Origin of the sequence: Microbacterium insulae (assembly GCF_042677065.1) — a bacterium.
Classification (GTDB): Bacteria; Actinomycetota; Actinomycetes; order Actinomycetales; family Microbacteriaceae; genus Microbacterium; species Microbacterium insulae.
Map to the genome: position 1 here is coordinate 886398 of NZ_JBHTII010000001.1, position 18060 is coordinate 904457.

The following is an 18060-nucleotide window of genomic DNA, read 5'->3' on the forward strand; positions in this document are numbered from 1 at the left end:
AGGGCGGCGCCCTCACAAAGACAAGGACCCGCAGTGCCCGAGACCACCCTCCGCGCCGAACAACCCGACAGCAGGACGACCGGCACCTGGATCCCGGGTCGCCGTATCATCCGTTTCGGCGGTGACTACAACCCGGAGCAGTGGCCGCGGGAGACGTGGGATGAAGACATCCGGCTGATGAAGGATGCCGGCGTCAATCTGGTGAGCATCGGGATCTTTTCGTGGGCGCTCATCGAACCTGAGGAGAATATCTTCGACTTCAGTTTCCTTGACGAGATAATCGATCTGCTTCATACCGCAGGCATCGACGTGGATCTTGCGACCCCGACGGCGGCACCGCCGGCCTGGTTCTACCGGAAGTATCCGCACAGCCGCGCAGTCACCCGCGCAGGCACCCCCCTGGCGTTCGGATCTCGCGGCATCGTCAGCCCGAGCTCCCCTGAGTATCGCGCGGCGTCTCGCCGCATCGCGATGCAACTCGCGCGGCGGTACGGCTCCCACCCCGCAGTCGTGCTCTGGCATGTTCACAACGAGTACGGAACCCCGGTCGCGGAGAGCTACGACGAGGCGTCGGTGGCCGCGTTCCGGTTCTGGCTGCAGCGGCGCTACGGAACCCTGGATCGGCTCAACGATGCGTGGGGCACGAACTTCTGGGGTCAGCGGTACGGCCAGTGGGCCGAGGTCGACGCGCCGCGCGAGTCGGGAACAGCGAGCAATCCTGCGCACCGACTCGACTTCGCTCGCTTCAGTTCTGATGCGCTGCTCGAGTGCTACCGGATCGAACGTGACGCGATCCGGGAGCATGCTCCCCAGCCGATTACCACCAACTTCATGGCCATCACCTGCCCGAGCGTCGACCTTTGGCAGTGGGCTAACGAAGTGGACATCATCGCCAATGACCACTATCTGATTGCAGAGCGACCCAAGAATCACCTCGATGTCTCCCGCTCAGGAGACCTGTGCCGGTCCCTGGCGGGCGGCAAGCCCTGGATCCTGATGGAACACTCCACGTCCGCAGTGAACTGGCAGCCTCGCAACATCGCGAAGCAGCCCGGCGAGATGCGGCGCAACAGTCTGGCGCACGCCGCCCGCGGCGCAGACGCCGTGATGTTCTTCCAGATCCGGGCTGGCCAGAAGGGTGCAGAGAAGTTCCATTCCGCACTCATCCCACAGGCCGGTGAGGGATCCAAGAAGTGGCGAGAGGCCGTTGAGCTCGGAGCGGAAATCGCCTCGCTCGACGCGCTGGTCGGCTCGCGGGTCCATGCTCGTGTCGCCATTGCCTGGGACTGGGTGTCATTCTGGGCACAGGACCTCGACTGGCGCCCATCCGTGGATCTGGATCACCGCGAGCGGATCGAAGAGTTCTATGCAACGCTCTGGCGCCGTGGCGTCACCGTCGACTTCGTACACCCCGCCGCCGATCTCAGCGGATACGACGTCCTGTTCGCGCCTTCGCTGTACCTGGTCGATGACGATGCTGCCGCGAACATCAGGGCATTCGTCGCCAACGGAGGCACGTTCGCCGCTTCCTACTTCTCGGGCATCGTCTCCACCAACGACGACGTCCCGTTCGGCCCCTACCCGGGCCAGCTGCGTGACGTTCTCGGCTTGGTGATTGAGGAGTTCCTGCCGTTGCGAGCCCACGAAACGGTGACGCTCAGTGACGGCAGGACCGGCCGCGTGTGGAGCGATGACATTACCCCGTCAAGCGCTGAGGTGGTTGTCCGCTACTCGGACGGCCCGGCGGCAGGGGCTCCGGCTATCACTCGCAACCAGCATGGCGCTGGTTCGGCGTGGTACCTCTCCACGGCGCTGGACGGGGCCGACCTGGACCTGTTCGTGACTGGCGTTCTCGACAGCGCGGGCGTGTCCTACGCACCTCCCAGCGATGTGGAGACGGTGCTGCGCACCACCGACGACCTAGCGTTCGCCATCCAGATCAACCACGGCACCCACGACGACGGCGCGGGTCTCGTCGGCCACGACCTCCTCACGGGCAGCCCAGTGACGGCGACCGACGCGGTCCCTGCCGGCGGGGTGCGGGTGGTCGAGATTTCTGGGACCGCTTGACCGCGGCCGAAACGAGCCTGAGGAAGAGCACGGTGGAGTAGGGGCATCTCGGGTGGGCCGGGGTGCGGGTAAGTCGCATCAGTCTGGGAACGATGAACTTTGGCCGGGTCGTGAGCGGAACCGCCGCGTGCGCGATGCTGGATCACGCCGTAGATGCCCGAGTGAACGTCATCGACACCGCTGACGTCTACGGCAGACCGCCGCTGGGCAGTCGCCCCGGCCAGACCGAGGAGATCCTCGGTTGATGGCTCGCGACGAAGGGGACGGCGGCGCGTGACCAAGTCGTACTGGGAGGGCTGGCGTGGACCGGCGCGACCATTGAGCAGCTCACCCGTTATGAGGAGCTGGCAGAGCGGTGACAGCGCAAGCCGGCACCGGCTGGAGCAAAAGGTGAGGCGACAATCCGCGGCCTCAACCACCCCGAAGTCCCTTGTACCGTAGGCATTCTTGGGGTCGTGAATGGTCGGGTTCACCCCTCACGCGAGAACGAAGGTGGGGCCTTCGGCGGCGTCGCCCGTCTCCGATAGGGGCGCGCCTGGATCAGCAGGTTGCCGATTGCGGTCGCCTCGACGGGCCCCGCGAGCACCGGCAACCCGGCCCGGTCGGCCGTCGTCTGGCACAGCAGACGGTTCAAGTCCCCGCCGCCGACGATGTGGGGGGAAGGGTGGTCACGATGAGTCGCCTTCCGCTCCGGATGCATCGGCATCCGCAAGCTGATCTTCAAGGTGAAAGATTTCGTCCAGCAGCAACAGTCCGGTATCCGGGGTGCCGTCGAGGCCTTCGAAGAGCCGGGCCATCTCGGCCTGCCAGCGTGCATTGACATCTGTCGCGGCCATCGCAGACTGCACCGTCTCGAATTCGTGCTCGGACTCGAAGTACCCGATCAGCAGCCCGTCCGGGCGGAGGAACAGAGAGTAGTTGCTCCACCCGGAATCGCGCAGTGCGCGAAGCATCTCGGGCCATACCGCCGCGTGGCGGCGGCGGTACTCATCCAGGTGTGCGGGAGCCACCCGCAGCTGGAAGCAGTACCGGTTCACTCGTTCACCGCCGCGATCATGCCCTTGGCCGGGTCTCCGAGCACAACCGCGTCCAGGAACCACACGTCGTACGGTCGCATGAGCAGACCGGCGTTGAGCTCGTTGAGCCGGGCCAGAGGTGCCCCCTGCGCGTGCGCGTCGAGGTCGGCGCGGGTGGTCCACCGCTCGACCATCACAACGGTGTCGCCGTCCTGCTCAAGGTGCGCGGCGTAGAGCTCGCAGCCGGGTTCTTCGTGCACGAGCGGACTCACCTCGCGGAATGCCTCGATGACCGAGGGGCCAAACCCGGGCTTCGCGGTAAGCACCGCCACGACGGAGACGGCCATGCTCACACTTTCCGGAAGTCGATACCGAGGAGGGACGCCGCGGCGCGATAGGTGCCCGCGCGGTGCCCGAGGGAGAGACTCCAGTGGTGGCCGATCCCGGTCGCCGACCATTCGTCGACCCACTCGCCGGGGTCACGCCCAAAGTCGACCCGGCTGGTGGTGTTGCCGATGGAGAGAAGCGGCCCCGGAACGATCGTGCCCTCGCACGCGACGAACGAGAGAGAGCCGTCGCGGTCCTGACCGAGTCCGAGGAGGGTGACCGGACCGTGGGTGACGTCGAACTCGACCGAGACACCCCATCCGCGCTTGCCGTGGTAAACCCCGAGGCCCCGGAGCAACGGGTCGCGGGATGAGACGGCCAGGTGCGCGGGGCCATCGTGGCCCATCTCGACAACGCCGTCCTCGAAGTTGAGTGCCTGGATCTCACAGAACGAGCCACCGGCGCCGACGACCTGGGTCGCGAGTTGGGCGACGGTCGTGCGCAGTTCGTACTCGCCGGTGGCTGGGATGCCCCGGGCGGTCAGCAGGGAGGCACCGAGGATCATCCCGGCGCCGAGCTTTTCGTGCATCTCACCGTTGAGGCCCCGATGGTAATAGGCGAGAGAGTCCAGCGCGAAGTCGTCGACGAGACGGTCGAGCCCCACCGATACGCGAGCGCCCCAGGCGAAGTCGTCATCCACCACGGAGGAGTCGAGAGTGAAGATGCGGCGTGCCTCATCCATGCGAGCCTCGATCTCGGCATCCGTCACCGCCTCCACGCGCACGCGCAGATCGTCGAATTCGAGCACTTCCACGTGCGAACCGAAGGTCGCCGGCAGCAATGTGAGGTCAGTCGACACGTCGAGCATGCCCGGGTAGACGTGCCCCATCAGTCCGTGACGCGCGTGGCGCAGGGCGGAGCGGACGTGCGCCGCGTCGATCCACTGCTCGATCCGCCGCCATGCCGACTCCTGACGTAGCCAGCCAGAAACGGAGCGGAACTCGATGCCAGCGCGCCGGAAAACGTTTCCTACCTCGGGAACGGGGCACTGACCGCAGTACGCCAGCCATGCACCGGTGTCGAAGGTGGCGTGATCCATCTTCTCCGTCGGCTGAAGATCGATGACGAGGACCGGCGCCTGCGCGCGCTGGGCGATGGGCAGCACCATCGAACTGGTCAGGTAGGTCGTCAGGAAGAGCACGATGAGGTCGCAGTCGGCTACGCGCAGCTTCTCGGCGGCTGCGGCGCCGTCGACGGCGTCGGAGATGAAGCCCACGTCGGTGACGTCGGCGTCCATCTGCGCGAACCGCTCTGAGACGTACCGTGACGACTCCGTGAGCAGAGGGAGCAGGTCGGGGAACTGAGGCCAGTAAGTTCCGAGACCACCGGCAACGAGGCCGATACGCGGCTTGCGCCGCTCCTTGGGCGGAAGCAGAGTGGCAAGAGAATCGCCGGGGGCGGGCATGGCGTCGCCTTCGTTTCGGGGTCGGCGCAGATGGCCGGGAGTGTGCGGGGGAAATGGGGGGTGGCGAGCTGTGCCCGCCACCCCGTGGCTCAGAACGAGATGTAGTCGTACTCGTCGATGTTCTCGGCATCGAACTTCAGCAGCTCGCCGACGAGGACGAGCCCATCGGGACCCACCGTGTAGGAACCGAGCTTGCCGGCGTCGAAGGTGTCACCCTCTTTTCCTGTGATGGTTCCGTCGAGCAGCGCCTTGCCGGCGTATGTCGTCAGATAGCCGACCTCGGACGGATCCCACAGGGCGAAGGCCTCCACGGTGCCGTCCTCGAGGTATTCCTTCATCTGGCCGGGGAGGCCCAGGCCCACCAATGCGACCTTGCCCTTGTATTCCGACGTAGACAGATAACGCGCAGTCGCAGCGATGCCCACCGTGGTGGGCGAGATGATGCCCTTCAGCTCCGGGTAGGACTGCAGCAGCCCCTGTGCTTCCTGGAACGACTTGGTGTCGTCATCGTCGCCGTACACGGTGGCTACCAGGTCCCACTCGTAGTCGGGGTTCGCGTCGATCTCCTCTTCCATCGCCGCGATCCACGAGTTCTGGTTCGGGGCTGCCGCCGTGGCGGAGAGAATGGCGATCTCTCCGGTTCCACCGATCTGTTCGTACAGCTGCTCGAGTTGACCCTTGGCGACGGCTTCCACCGACACCTGGTTGATGAAGAGGTCACGACACTCGACAGCCGAATCGGAGTCGAAGGTGATGAGCTTCGCGCCTCCTGCACGGGCGTCTTCCATCGCCGGGCAGACGGCATCGGGATCGTTGGGCGAGACGGCAACGATGTTGGTGCCGTTCTGAACCTCGGTCTGGATGAACGGGATCTGACTGTCGGCGCCGGCGTCGAGGGGGGCTGCCTCGGCGTAGGTGTAGCCGAGCTCTTCCGCCGCTTCCTTCGCTCCAGACAGCTCCAGGGTGATGTAGGGGTTGTTGAGGTTCTTCGGAATGAATGTGATCGCGGCGTCTGCGGGTGCCTCGGACTCGCCGCCGCCGTCGCCGCCACTCGCAGCGCAACCGGTCATGACGAGGACGACAGCTGCGGCTGCGGCGACGATGCCGGCGCCGTGGCGCCTGGTCCTGGTGGTGCGGATGAACTTCATTGTCTTTCCCTTCGAGCAGGACGCCTGGTGCTAGGCGTCGGACGCCTCGGCCCGGGCAGGTCGAGGAAGTGTGCGCTGAACCCGCCGCACGTGCGAGCGCTCGCGGAGAGCGTCCAGCACGCGCGGGCCGATAACGGAGGCGATGAGGAGCACCCCGGTGACGATCACGAGCGTCACGTCGGGAATGCGCTGCAAGCGCATTGCGTACGTGATTGTGGCGATCAGCAGGACACCGGTGACGGCGCCCAGGATCGTGCCGCGTCCACCGAAGATCGAAACACCGCCTAGTAGCACGGCCGCGATGACGGTGAGCTCCAGTCCGGCCGCACTGTCACTGCGTGCGCTGTAGTAGAGCGACCAGAAGATGCCGACGAGCGAGCACACCGCTCCGCTGGCGACATAGAGCCAGAATTTCGACGTGCGCACACTGATGCCGACGAATCGGGCCGCCTCTTTGCTGAAACCGAGCGCATACAGACCGCGGCCGAAGGGCGTCGCGTGCAGCACGATCGCGAAGATGACGATGATCACGGCGACGAGAATGATCATCAACGGGATGCCGGAACCGCCCAGTTTCGCGTTGATGAAGGCCGTCGCCCACTCGGGGTGCGCGCTCGCCGAAACCGAGTTGTCTCCGATGAGCACGAGGGCAAGGCCTCGGAAGAGAGCAAGCGTGCCGATCGTCACGGCGAGGGAGGGTAGGCCGACGTAAGCGATAAGGAAACCGTTGAAGGCTCCCGCGAGGATGCCCACGACGATCGCGGCGGCCACGGCGAGACCGAACGGGTGCCCCGCGAGGGTGACGCTTCCTACCGTCGCCGCGGTCAGGCCTGCGATGCTCGCCACCGACAGGTCGATCTCGCCGGTGATGATGATGAGCGTCATCGGGAGGGCGACCAGCAGCACCGGCACCGCGTTGAGCAGCAGATACCCGGAGGTGACGGGCGATGCGAACCGCGGTACGAACAGGCACGCGAGAAGCACGGTGATGAGCAGGATGCCGACGAAGATGCCGTCACGGCTCAGGAGCACCCGCGCCGGTCCGGAGCGCACTTTGGCCTCATCGACGAGAGAGATCGGTGAAGTCGGGGTGATGGTCATGAGACTGCCTCGCTGATCCGGAGCTTTCGCTTCGCGCGCATCCCCGCCAGCCGATCGATGACGATGGCCGCGAGGATGAGCACGCCGACGATCGCCTGCTGCCAGAACTTGTCGACGCGCACCGCGGTGAGCGAACTCGTGATCGTGGTGAGCAGGACCGCGCCGATCGCCGCCCCCACCACGCTCCCGCTGCCGCCGAAGATCGCAACTCCGCCGACGACGGCGGCAGCGACGACGTCCAGCTCCATTCCCGTGCCGGTTGTCGCCCCGACCGAGCTGAACCTCGACGTGTAGAGCACGCCCGCCAGTCCCGCGAGAATGCCGTTCACGGCGAACGCTGTGAACACGCGGGATGTGACGGGGATTCCGAACAGGCGGGCGGCGTCCGGGTCCGACCCGATCGCATAGAGGTCACGCCCTTTACGCGTGAATCCCAGGGCGATGGCCAGGAACGCGATCACGACGATCGCGATCAGCGTGATAATCGGGAACCCGAGGATGGTGTCGATAGAGAGGTTGCCGAACTCCGCCGGGCGGTCGCCCGAGAAGTACTCTTTGCCTCCGGCCCAGGCGTTGTTGATGCCTCGGTAGATGTAGAGCGTTCCGAGGGTGATCACCAGCGAGGGCACGCCCGCGATCGTCACCAGCAGACCATTCAGTGCCCCGAGCACGCCGCCGATGGCGATGCCCGCGACGAACACCATCGGGATCGGGATGCCCGGCACCGTGGCGAAGAGTGTGCCAGTGAGGAATGCCGAAATGCCGAGAATTGATCCGACGGAGAGGTCGACGTTGCGGGTGATGAGGACGATTGCCTGACCAGCGGCGAGGATCATCAGGATGGTCGCATTCAGAAGGAGATCCTTGACGCTCTGTGGCGCGAGGAACCGCGGGTTGGCGATTGCCGTGAGAGCCACCAGCGCGATGAGCGCGAGCGTTACGGGCGCCTCCCGCAGACGCAGGGCGGATCTCAACAGGCTCATCGGACGGTCTCCTTCGACGGCAGGGCCGCGTGCATGATGGCTTCGGGACTCGCATCTGCCCGGTCCAGGTTGGCGGTGATGCGGCCTTCCGACATCACCAGCACCCGATCAGACATGCCCAGGATCTCGGGGAGCTCCGACGAGATCATCAGGATCGCGATGCCGCGTCCCGCGAGTTCGGAGAGCAGCCGGTGCACCTCCGACTTGGTCCCTACGTCGATTCCGCGAGTCGGTTCATCGACGATGAGCAGGGACGGTTCGGTGGCGAGCCACTTGGCGAGAACGACCTTCTGCTGATTGCCACCCGAGAGGGTGGACACGGCGATGAGGGGCGACCCGGCCTTCACCTGGAGCCTCTGGGCCCATTCGGCCGCCGCAGCGCGTTCTGCGCGCGGCGGAATGATCCCGAGGCGGGACAGAGAGTTGCGCAGGGTGAGCGCGATGTTGCGCATCACCGAGAGGTCCATCACAAGCCCCTGCTTGCGGCGATCCTCGGGAACGAAGCCGATGCCTGCGAGGATTGCGCGCCGGGGCTTGCCCCGTGAGAGCAACGAGCCTCCCACGCGGACCTCGCCGGAGTCGTACGGATCGATGCCAAAGATCGCGCGGGCGACCTCAGTGCGACCCGCGCCGACGAGTCCCGACAGACCGACGATCTCGCCGGCGCGCACAGTCAGGTCGATATTGGAGAAGACACCTGCGCGGGTGAGGCCCCTCACCTCCAGGACGGGGGCGCCGATATCGGCGGGCGCCTTTGGGAAGAGGGCCCCGATGTCGCGGCCGACCATCTCGCGGACGATGGACCCTGCGTCCGTCTCGGATGTCCGGTGGGTGGAGATGTAGCGTCCGTCGCGCATCACCGTGATCGCATCCGCCAGAGAGAAGACCTCCTCGAACCGGTGCGAGATGAACAGGATCGCCGCACCGTTGTCTCGGAGGGCGCGGGCCACCCCGAACAGCCGGTCGACCTCAGCTCCGCTCAGCGCGGCGGTCGGCTCGTCCATGACGAGCACTCGCGCGTCGATCGAGATCGCCTTGGCGATCTCGATGATCTGCTGATCGGCGATCGAAAGTCCTTCCGCTGACCGATCGGGATCGATGACCACGCCCAACCGCTCGAAGAGCGAGTGCGCCTGTTGACGCATCCGGCTCCGGCTGACCAACCCGAGCCGGTTGTGGGGCTGCCGTCCGACGAAGATGTTCTCGGCCACGGTGAGGTCCGGAAAAAGGGTGGGCTCCTGATAGATGACGGAGATTCCCGCCGCCTTGCTCTCGGCCACCGTCTTGAAGGCGACGGACTGGCCCGCGACGAGGAACTCGCCGGCATCCGGTTGGTGCACGCCGGCGAGGATCTTCACGAGCGTGGACTTGCCCGCGCCGTTCTCGCCGACCAGGGCGTGAATCTCGCCAGCACGCAGTTCGATGCTGCCGTCGGACAACGCCACGACAGGCCCGAAAGTCTTGACAGCGCCGCGGAGGGCAACGACCACTGGCAGATCGTCCGGCTGCTCGAGCACCATCGCCATCCTCTCCATTGAGTGGTTTAATCGATTAAATCTAACCCGACTATAGCCGCGCGAGCGCCCAAGTCAAGAGCGGCGATCAGATTGTGATTCTGTCGGGACTACGATCTAGCCGGGAGAGAGAGGATCGTCGATGGCAGCCGAGAAGGGGCTCGGCCTCGCGCGTGTGGCAGCTGCCGCCGGTGTGACTGTCGCGACGGTCTCGAACACCATCAATCGCCCACACCTCGTCGCCCAATCGACCCGCGAGCGGATCCTCGCGGTCATGACGGAACTCGACTTCGTCCCGAACCGCGCTGCGGCGACACTCCGCAAGGGATCGGCTCGCGTAATCGGCCTGGTCGTCCCTGAGATCGTGAACCCGTTCTACGCGGCAGTCACGGAATCCGTCGCCGTCGAAGCCGGCGAACAGGGTTACGCGCTGGCGCTGTGCGTGAGCCATGACGACCCGGCGGTGGAGCGTCGCCACTTCGAGATGCTCGCCGAGCACCGCGCGGCGGGGGCCATAGTGGTGCCCCTTCTCGCCACCGCTGAAAGACTGACGCAGTTGCGAATGGTAGGCACCCATCTGGTGCTGATCGACCGCGTAGAAAACTCCCACGACAGTTGCGCCGTCGTTGTCGACGACGTCGCCGGAGGACGCCTAGCCGCGGACCACCTGCTCGGTCGGCCCGACACTCGCGCGCTGACGATCGTGAACGGCGCGCTGACGATTCCGCAGTGTGCGGACCGTCTCGCGGGAACCCTGCAGGCGGTAGACACGCACAGCCTTGTGCAGTACGAGACGGAAAGCATGTCCATTGAGGACGGTGTGGCAGTGGGCCGCATGATTGCCGAATCGGGCTCCCCCCGCGACGTATTCTGCACGAACGACCAACTCGCCTTCGGGGTCATCAGAGGCCTGCACGAAGGAGGGCTTGACGTGCCTCGCGATGCCCGGGTAGTCGGATACGGCGACCTTGCCTTGGCGACAGAGGGCGACGTCCAGATTACGAGCGTGGCGCAGCCCAAAGCCGAAATGGGCCGAGCTGCCGTAGGGCACATCATCTCTGAGATCGCGGACGGCGAGAGCCATCGCCACACTACGACAGTGTTCGTACCCGAGCTGATCGTCCGCTCGTCGGCTCCCGCCGCCTAGATGCACCCGGTCATGAGGTCGGCGTCGCGCGGGTGATCGGGGGGTTGCCGCCGTCGAGAGCTCGCACTCGGATCGGTACGACGAGAAGGCGCCCAAGACGTGGCGCGGCAGTCGCGCGATCCCCCTGCCCCCCCGGGCCGTCGGAATCTTCCGTCAGCATGCCGCCGGCAAGAAGCACAGCGACTACCTCTTCACCAACACTCAAGGCGGACAGCTGGCCGTAGGCGTCGTCCGCAAGTTCCTGCTCGGATTCCACCGGCACGCACTTCGGCACTATGCGGCATCGACGTGGCTTCGGCTCGGCACGCCGGTGCACGAAGTCGCGGAGTATCTCGGCGATGACCCCCGCACGGTCTTGGCCGTTTACGCTCACGTTCTCGGTGAAGGTCAGCGGCGCGCACACGCCGCACGATTGGCCACCGCCGAGGCCCTGATTCCGTCGGGGGACACTTGGGGGACAGTTGGCGTGGATATTCGCTGGTCCAGCTCCGAAACCGCAATCCCACGCCAACGCCAAAACCCCCGGATAACCGGGGATTTTTCTGCGGAGACGGAGGGATTTGAACCCTCGGTCCCCGTGAGGGGACTCCACCTTAGCAGGGTGGTGCACTAGGCCTGACTATGCGACGTCTCCAGGCGCCCGAGCGTAAACCGGCCGGACGCGCCCAGCAATCATAACCGCTCCGCGCGACCGCACAGAACCGGCCCGACCCGGCGCGGGTCAGTACTGCGGAACCGTGCAGGTGGTCTGGGCCGCCGTCTGCCCCGCGATGTTCGACGGCAGATCGACCCGCTCCTCGGGCGCGGCCTCCGCTGGAGTGTCGGCCCCGGAACCGCCAGCCTCGCCACCACCCGCGTCAGGCGAAGGCGTCGCCGTCGCATCGGGATCGGGGGTCGGCTGCGCAGCCTCGCCGGTCACCTCGACGCCGTAGCCCTGGCTCGCCTCGCCCGTGAGCGTGAGCGGCTTGTTGTCGCGGATCGCGGCGAACAGCACCTCCGCGGCATCCGTCACCGGAAGCACCCGGCTGTAGCCCTCGCTGTATGCGGTCGGATACTGCACGAACACGATGTCCTCGTACGGGACGTCCTTCACCGCCATGGCGATCTGCACCATAAGTGTCGGGTTGGCGAGGGACTGGCTGAGCACGAGCTGCTGCTGCTGCACCTGGCTGATCGCGGTCCCGGCGAGGTTGAACAGCACGGACGGGTTTGCGAGCACGGAGTCGGACTGCAGCTTGCGCACCATCGACGACATGAACTGCTGCTGGTTCGAGATGCGGCCGAGGTCTGATCCGTCGCCGATCCCGTGCCGCATGCGCAGGAACTGCAGGGCCTGCACACCCTCGAGGGTGTGGGTGCCCGCGGTGAGGCTCAGGCCCGTGTGCGGATCGCTCACGTCACCCGACACGCACACATCCACTCCCCCGATGGCGTCGGACATGTTGATCACGCCGGTCCAGCGGATCGCCGCCGCGAAGTCGATCTCCTCGCCGATGAGCTGCTGCACGGTCAGCACCGTGCAAGGCAGCCCGCCGTACATGTAGGACGCGTTGAGCATCTGCGCACTCATCGCCGAGTAGTAGCCCGAGCCGTCCTCGGTCGGGCACGCCGGAATCGGCACCACCATGTCGCGCGGGAACGACACCACGGTCACGCGCCGGGGCTCGTCCGATATGTGCACGAGCATCGTCACGTCGTTGCGCTCGCCGTCTGTGTCGCCGTTCTGGCACGCCCCCGACAGCGTCGCGTTCGCCCCTTCGCACGAGTCGGTCCCCACGACGAGCAGGTTCACGCCGCCCTCGATCGCGCCGAGCGACGGCGGGAGCTCCTGGTCCTGTCCGATGACCACGGCGTTCGCGGACAGCGAGTTCGCGGCATCCCACACCTGGAAGGCGAGGAGGCCGACGGCGCTCGTCCCGACCACGCCGAGCACGACGGCGACCATCGCGAGCAGGGAGACGAATGGATGCCGCTCCCGGCCGGTGGCGTGACGCGCCAGGGTGGCCCGGCTCGCGGGCGGAGACCCCGCCATCAGCCGACGGCCTGGAGGTTTCCGGCGGAGCAGGTCTGGTCGGCGCCCGACGTGCCCGCGATCGAGTCGGGGAGGTCGACGGGCGTCTCGGTCGGCTCGGGCGTACCCGAAGCGGTGGGCTCGGGGGTGGCCGCAGGGGTCTCGGCGGGCTGCTCGGTCGGCTGCGGCTCGACCGCGATGACACCGCCGCCCTGGTTCGGGTCGTTCGTGACGTTGAGCGGCTTGTTCTCGGCGAGCAGCGTCCACAGCGTGTCGGCCGTGGCGTAGTCCGGCACGACGCGGTTGATGTCGTCGGGGTCGGCGCCCACCGGGTACTGGAGGAACACGATCTCGTCCAGCGGCACGTCCTTCACCGCGAGCGCGATCTGCACGATCGTGGTCGGGTTGGCGAGCGACTGGCTCGGCGTGATGTTGTCGACCGCGGTCGTGGCGAGCTTGTACAGCGTTGCCGGGTTCGACAGCACCTCCTCGCTCGTCAGCTTCCGCGCGAGGCTCGACATGTACTGCTGCTGGTTGGAGATGCGGGCGAGGTCGCTGCCGTTCTCGAGCCCGTGGCGCGTGCGCAGGAACTGCAGCGCCTCGAGGCCCTGGACGTTGCGGTTGCCCGCCGGCCAGTCGATGCCGGTGTAGCGGTCGCGGATGCCGCCGTTGCCGATGCACACGTCGACGCCGCCGATCGCGTCGGTGATGTTGATGACGTTGCCGAAGCTGACCTTCGCCGCGAACGGGATGTTCATGCCGCTGAGCTCGGAGACCGTCTTGGTCACGCAGGACAGGCCGCCGTACGACCACGCCGTGTTGATCTGCTGCTTCGACATCGCCGAACTGACCGACCCGTCCTCGCGCGTGCACGACGGGATCGGGACCATCAGGTCGCGCGGGAACGAGATCACCGTGACGCGACGCGGATTGTCGGAGATGTGCAGCAGCATGTTGACGTCGTTGAGCTGCCCGCCGGCATCCGCGCCGGTGCAGCGGTCACCGAAGATCCCCGCGTACTCGGGCTCGCACTCGTCGGTCCCGACGAGGAGCACGTTCACGCCGCCTTCGATCGCCCCGATGTCGGGCGGCACGGGCTCCTGACCCTCGAGGGCCACGGAATTCTGGGCGATGCTCGAGGTGAGGTCGATCGCGGCATAGGCGGCCACGCCCGCCCCCGACACGAGGACGACGGCGAGGATCACGCCGATCACCTTCATGACGAGCGAGAAAGGATGCGGCGAGCGCAACTCGCCGTGCCGTGCGACGGTGCGACGGCCGCGCTTGGCGGGCTTGGTCGTCTCGGTCACTCGGCTCCTCTCGGGGTGGTCACCCCCCAGACGAGCCACGCCATGCGGAGGGTGTGGGATTCGAACCCACGGGACATTGCTGCCCACTGGTTTTCAAGACCAGGTCCATCGGCCGCTCGGACAACCCTCCCGACCGACCCCTCCGTGAGGAGGCATCCGTCGAACAGGCGTCGAGTCTAGCCGACAGCACTGTCGACCGATTCTTCCAGCACCGCCTGTGCAAGGTCTGAAAGACGCACCGGATGCCGCGTTCCCCGCGCAGCGTCAGAGCCGGCGCAGCACCTCGGCCACGCCGCCCGCCGACACCGACGTGGTCGTCTCGCCCGCGGCATCCCTCACCTCGGCCGGACCCTGCTCCATCGCGACGGCGCGCCCGCCGTTCTGCAGCGCCCACCGGAACATGCCGACGTCGTTGCGGCCGTCGCCGATCACGAGGACGTGCGCGGGATCGATGCCCAGCTCGGTGCGGACCAGCTCGAGGCCGGTGCTCTTGTCGACGCCCTGCGGCGCGATGTCGAGCCACGCCGTCCACCCCACGGCGTACGAGACCTGGTTGAGGCCGATGCGGTCGACGAGGTCGATGAAGTCGTCCTCGTGCTGATCCGGGGCGACCACGACGATGCGGCACACCGGCTGGGCGCCGAGCTCGTCGAACGGGACGCGCTGCGCGTGCACGAGGTTCCAGTCGTCGAGGTACTCCGTGTACAGCCGGCGCCCGTCGGGGAGCTCGACGAGATAGCGCGCGTCGGGGAGATGCTCGCGCAGCAGCGTCAGCACCTCTGCCGGGTCGAACGTCTCGACGTGGTCGCGCTCGTACCGCAGCTCGTCGGCCTCGACACGCTTGAGCACCACCGCGCCGTTCGAGCACACGACGTACTCCGGCGCGATCCCGAGGACGCGCAGGATGCCGCGCGTGCCCTCCCAGCTGCGCCCGGTCGCGATCATCACCTCGTGGCCCGCGCGCTGCGCGTGCGCGACGGCGTCGACCACCCCGGGACTGAGCGACTCGTCCTCGAGGATGACCGTGCCGTCGATGTCGAGCACGATGAGCAGTCGCTCGGTGTGGACGGACGCGTCCTCGGTGTCGCGGGCGACCCGCTCGACGAGCTTGGCCGCCTTCTTGGGCTTGACCACCTTGACGGCGCCGGTCGGCGGCAGGTGCGCTTCGGTCATACGGGCTCGATCACCTCGAGGCCGCCGAGGAACGGGCGCAGCACCTCCGGGACGGTGACCGAGCCGTCCTCGCGCTGGTGGGTCTCGAGGATCGCGACGATCCACCGCGTCGTCGCGAGGGTGCCGTTGAGCGTCGCGACGGGCTCGGTCTTGCCGCCGCGGTCGGCGGGGAGGCGGTGACGGATGTCGAGCCGCCGCGCCTGGTACGTCGTGCAGTTCGAGGTCGAGGTGAGCTCGCGGTACGCGTTCTGCGTCGGGACCCAGGCCTCGACGTCGTACTTGCGCGCGGCGCTGGACCCGAGGTCGCCGGCCGCGACGTCGATGACGCGATAGCTCAGACCCAGGTCCTGCAGCATCCTCTCCTGCAGTTCGACGAGGCGCACATGCTCGGCCTCGGCGTCCTCGGGGGTCGTGTAGACGAACATCTCGAGCTTGTTGAACTGGTGCACGCGGATGATGCCGCGGGTGTCCTTGCCGTAGGACCCGGCCTCGCGGCGGTAGCACGTCGACCAGCCGGCGTAGCGCTTCGGGCCCGCGCCGAGGTCGAGGATCTCGTCCATGTGGTAGCCGGCCAGCGGCACCTCGCTCGTGCCGACCAGGTAGAGGTCGTCCTCCTCGAGGTGGTACACCTCGGCGGCGTGCTGACCGAGGAACCCTGTGCCCCGCATGACCTCGGGCCGCACGAGGGTCGGCGGGATGAGCGGCACGAACCCCGCCTCGAGCGCCCGGTCGAGGGCGAGGTTCATGAGCGCGAGCTCGAGGCGCGCGCCGATGCCCTTGAGGAAGTAGAAGCGGCTGCCCGAGACCTTCGTGCCGCGCTCCATGTCGATCGCGCCCAGCAGCTCGCCGAGCTCGAGGTGGTCGCGCGGCTCGAACCCGAACGAGGGCACCTCCCCGTGGGTGCGCAGCGTGACGAAGTCGTCTTCGCCCCCCGCCGGCACGCCGTCGATGACGATGTTCTCGATCTTCGAGAGGGCGAGAGCGGATGCCTCGTCTGCCGCGGTGACCGCGTGCTGGGCCTGCTTGACCCGTTCGCTCAGCTGCTTCGCCTCGGCGACGAGCGCCGCCTTCTCGTCTTTCGGCGCCTGTGCGACCCGCTTTCCGTGGGCGTTCTGTGCCGCGCGGAGCTCTTCGAAGGCGGTGATGGCGGCCCGCCGGTCACGATCGGCGGCGAGCGCCTCGTCGACCGACTCGGGAGACTCCCCGCGCGCCTCCTGCGAGCGCTTGACCAGCTCGGGATTCTCGCGGAGGAGCACAGGATCGATCACCCTTGCAAGCTTAGCCGCCGGTCAGGACGGGGTTTCCGTGTGGGGCGCCCCGCCGCGGGGCGAGGTGAGGGGCGCACCGGCAGGAGAAATCCGAGGAGACACGCCGTGCGCCCGACCGCCGCACGGCGTTTCTCCTCATTTCTCGGCGCCGCGCAGCGCCGCCGCGGCTCTAGGGTGGGACGCATGGCCGCGGCATCCGGATCGAACGACGACCCCGCGCGCGAAAACGACCCCGCGCGCGACGACGTCGACCCACCCCACCCCGCCGACAAGATCTATGCCGACGGGCCGGCGACCGCCGAGTTCCAGGCGGTGGGTGCGCCGACCTCCGCCGACGACGACGCCGAGCGCGACGACGCGGACCGGTCCGACGACTCCGGCGCGGACGCTCCCGATCCGGCGGACGCGGCGAAGCCCGACGAGGTGATCCGCGAACCCGACGACGTCGAGCCCGACACGACCGACGGCGAGGGCGGCGCCGCCCGCCGGGTCGGCCCCGAGGGCGAGCCGCGCCCGATGGAGGACGAGGCGGAGCGTCCGTCCCCGAAGGCTGCACTGGTCTACAACCCGATCAAGGTCGACGCCGACGCCCTGCGCGCGAGCGTCGAGCGGCTGTCGTCCGAGGCGGGCTGGTCGGAGCCCCTGTTCTACGAGACCACCGTCGACGACCTCGGCGACGACGTCACCCGCCAGGCGCTGAAGGAGGGCGTCGACGCCGTCCTCGTCGCCGGCGGCGACGGCACCGTGCGGGCGGTGTCCGAGGCGATGAGCGGCTCGGGCGTGCCCCTGACGATCGTGCCGAGCGGCACCGGCAACCTCCTCGCCCGCAATCTGCGCCTGCCGCTCGACGACGCCGAGGCGGTGATCCGGGCGACCTTCGAGGGCGACCGCCTCGCGATGGACGTGGGCTGGGCGACACTGCGACGCCCCGACGGCGAGGTCGCCGAGCACGCCTTCGTGGTCATGGGCGGCATGGGGCTGGATGCCGCGATGATCGCCAACACCAACCCGCAGCTGAAGAAGACCGTGGGCTGGGTCGCCTACGTGGACGGCGCGGCGAGGTCGCTCGCCTCGGCGAAGCCGTTCCGCATCATGTACCAGCTGGACGGCCATCGCCTGCACTCCGCGCGCGTGCAGAGCGTGCTCTTCGCCAACTGCGGCTCGCTGCCCGCCGGGCTCGAGCTCATCCCCGAGGCATCCGTCGCCGACGGCTCGCTCGACATCGTCATCTTCCAGCCCAAGGGTGCGCTCGGATGGATCTTCGTGTGGCGCCGGGTCGCGTGGGACAACAGCTTTCTCCGCCGATTCCGTGCGGGTCGTCGCGTGCTCGCGCTGCGCACGAAGGACAACTCGGTCCGCTACTCCCGCGGCACGGGCATCGAGATCGCGACCTCCGACGCCACTCCCGTGCAGCTCGACGGCGACGAGTTCGGCGAGGCCGTGCGGGTCCGCACCCACGTCGACCCCGGTGCCCTCCTCATCGCCGTCCCCCGCGGGCACGACACCACCGGGCTCTGACCGCCGGTC

The 18060-nt window shown here is 67.5% G+C and carries 16 protein-coding genes, 2 tRNA genes and 1 pseudogene; 4 read left to right on the forward strand and 15 right to left on the reverse strand.

Features of this window, described 5'->3' with window-relative positions:
• Window positions 1-33: 33 nt before the first annotated feature.
• Both ACFQ0P_RS04195 and ACFQ0P_RS04200 read left to right on the forward strand, forming a co-directional pair.
• Entirely contained in the window at window positions 34-2070 is a 2037-nt protein-coding gene (locus ACFQ0P_RS04195; RefSeq protein WP_204980685.1) for a beta-galactosidase, read from the forward strand.
• 62 nt (window positions 2071-2132) lie between these two features.
• Complete coding sequence (locus tag ACFQ0P_RS04200) at window positions 2133-2315, forward strand: aldo/keto reductase (protein ID WP_378771437.1); 183 nt, start codon at window positions 2133-2135, stop codon at window positions 2313-2315.
• 284 nt (window positions 2316-2599) lie between these two features.
• On the opposite strand, the pseudogene ACFQ0P_RS04205 reads toward ACFQ0P_RS04200, so the two are convergent.
• The 8 genes and pseudogenes from ACFQ0P_RS04205 to ACFQ0P_RS04240 form a co-directional block, all read right to left on the reverse strand.
• Window positions 2600-2725: pseudogene (locus tag ACFQ0P_RS04205) on the reverse strand (FGGY-family carbohydrate kinase); the annotation flags it as partial.
• Window positions 2726-2738: 13 nt separating this feature from the next.
• Complete coding sequence (locus ACFQ0P_RS04210; RefSeq protein WP_204980689.1) at window positions 2739-3107, reverse strand: L-rhamnose mutarotase; 369 nt, start codon at window positions 3105-3107, stop codon at window positions 2739-2741.
• Complete coding sequence (locus ACFQ0P_RS04215) at window positions 3104-3433, reverse strand: putative quinol monooxygenase (protein WP_204980691.1); 330 nt, start codon at window positions 3431-3433, stop codon at window positions 3104-3106. The genes ACFQ0P_RS04210 and ACFQ0P_RS04215 overlap by 4 nt, the downstream gene beginning before the upstream one ends.
• Window positions 3434-3435: 2 nt before the next feature.
• Window positions 3436-4878, reverse strand: a complete 1443-nt coding sequence (locus tag ACFQ0P_RS04220) for an L-fucose/L-arabinose isomerase family protein (RefSeq protein WP_204980692.1) — start codon at window positions 4876-4878, stop codon at window positions 3436-3438.
• Between the two features lie 89 nt (window positions 4879-4967).
• A complete protein-coding gene (locus ACFQ0P_RS04225; protein ID WP_204980693.1) occupies window positions 4968-6026 on the reverse strand; it encodes a rhamnose ABC transporter substrate-binding protein in 1059 nt (352 codons plus the stop codon).
• 30 nt (window positions 6027-6056) lie between these two features.
• Entirely contained in the window at window positions 6057-7127 is a 1071-nt protein-coding gene (locus tag ACFQ0P_RS04230; protein WP_204980694.1) for an ABC transporter permease, read from the reverse strand.
• Entirely contained in the window at window positions 7124-8110 is a 987-nt protein-coding gene (locus ACFQ0P_RS04235) for an ABC transporter permease (RefSeq protein WP_204980695.1), read from the reverse strand. The genes ACFQ0P_RS04230 and ACFQ0P_RS04235 overlap by 4 nt, the downstream gene beginning before the upstream one ends.
• Window positions 8107-9630 carry a sugar ABC transporter ATP-binding protein gene (locus ACFQ0P_RS04240; RefSeq protein WP_204980696.1) on the reverse strand — a complete coding sequence of 508 codons (1524 nt, stop codon included), beginning with the start codon at window positions 9628-9630 and terminating at the stop codon, window positions 8107-8109. The genes ACFQ0P_RS04235 and ACFQ0P_RS04240 overlap by 4 nt, the downstream gene beginning before the upstream one ends.
• 136 nt (window positions 9631-9766) lie before the next feature.
• Here ACFQ0P_RS04240 and ACFQ0P_RS04245 point away from each other — a divergent pair, with 136 nt between their 5' ends.
• Entirely contained in the window at window positions 9767-10771 is a 1005-nt protein-coding gene (locus ACFQ0P_RS04245; RefSeq protein WP_204980697.1) for a LacI family DNA-binding transcriptional regulator, read from the forward strand.
• A gap of 10 nt (window positions 10772-10781) precedes the next feature.
• On the opposite strand, the gene ACFQ0P_RS04250 is transcribed toward ACFQ0P_RS04245, so the two are convergent.
• The 7 genes from ACFQ0P_RS04250 to serS all read right to left on the reverse strand — a co-directional run bounded on the left by ACFQ0P_RS04250 (window position 10782) and on the right by serS (window position 16533).
• On the reverse strand, window positions 10782-11174 hold the full coding sequence (locus tag ACFQ0P_RS04250; protein WP_378771445.1) for a hypothetical protein: 393 nt from the start codon (window positions 11172-11174) through the stop codon (window positions 10782-10784).
• Between the two features lie 142 nt (window positions 11175-11316).
• Window positions 11317-11405, reverse strand: a tRNA-Ser gene (locus tag ACFQ0P_RS04255).
• 87 nt (window positions 11406-11492) lie between these two features.
• Window positions 11493-12803: an LCP family protein gene (locus ACFQ0P_RS04260; protein ID WP_204980699.1), complete on the reverse strand. Its 1311-nt coding sequence runs from the start codon at window positions 12801-12803 to the stop codon at window positions 11493-11495.
• Window positions 12803-14092 carry an LCP family protein gene (locus ACFQ0P_RS04265; RefSeq protein WP_378771447.1) on the reverse strand — a complete coding sequence of 430 codons (1290 nt, stop codon included), beginning with the start codon at window positions 14090-14092 and terminating at the stop codon, window positions 12803-12805. The genes ACFQ0P_RS04260 and ACFQ0P_RS04265 overlap by 1 nt, the downstream gene beginning before the upstream one ends.
• Before the next feature lie 45 nt (window positions 14093-14137).
• A tRNA-Ser gene (locus ACFQ0P_RS04270) sits at window positions 14138-14222 on the reverse strand.
• Between the two features lie 134 nt (window positions 14223-14356).
• Complete coding sequence (locus ACFQ0P_RS04275) at window positions 14357-15265, reverse strand: HAD family hydrolase (protein ID WP_204980702.1); 909 nt, start codon at window positions 15263-15265, stop codon at window positions 14357-14359.
• Window positions 15262-16533: a serine--tRNA ligase gene (gene serS, locus ACFQ0P_RS04280; protein ID WP_204980704.1), complete on the reverse strand. Its 1272-nt coding sequence runs from the start codon at window positions 16531-16533 to the stop codon at window positions 15262-15264. Before serS ends, ACFQ0P_RS04275 begins: the two co-directional genes overlap by 4 nt.
• 183 nt (window positions 16534-16716) lie before the next feature.
• On the opposite strand from serS, the gene ACFQ0P_RS04285 reads away from it, so the two are divergent.
• The gene (locus ACFQ0P_RS04285; RefSeq protein WP_204980706.1) at window positions 16717-18051 is read left to right on the forward strand and encodes a diacylglycerol/lipid kinase family protein; all 1335 of its coding nucleotides are present in this window, start codon (window positions 16717-16719) and stop codon (window positions 18049-18051) included.
• Window positions 18052-18060: the final 9 nt, after the last annotated feature.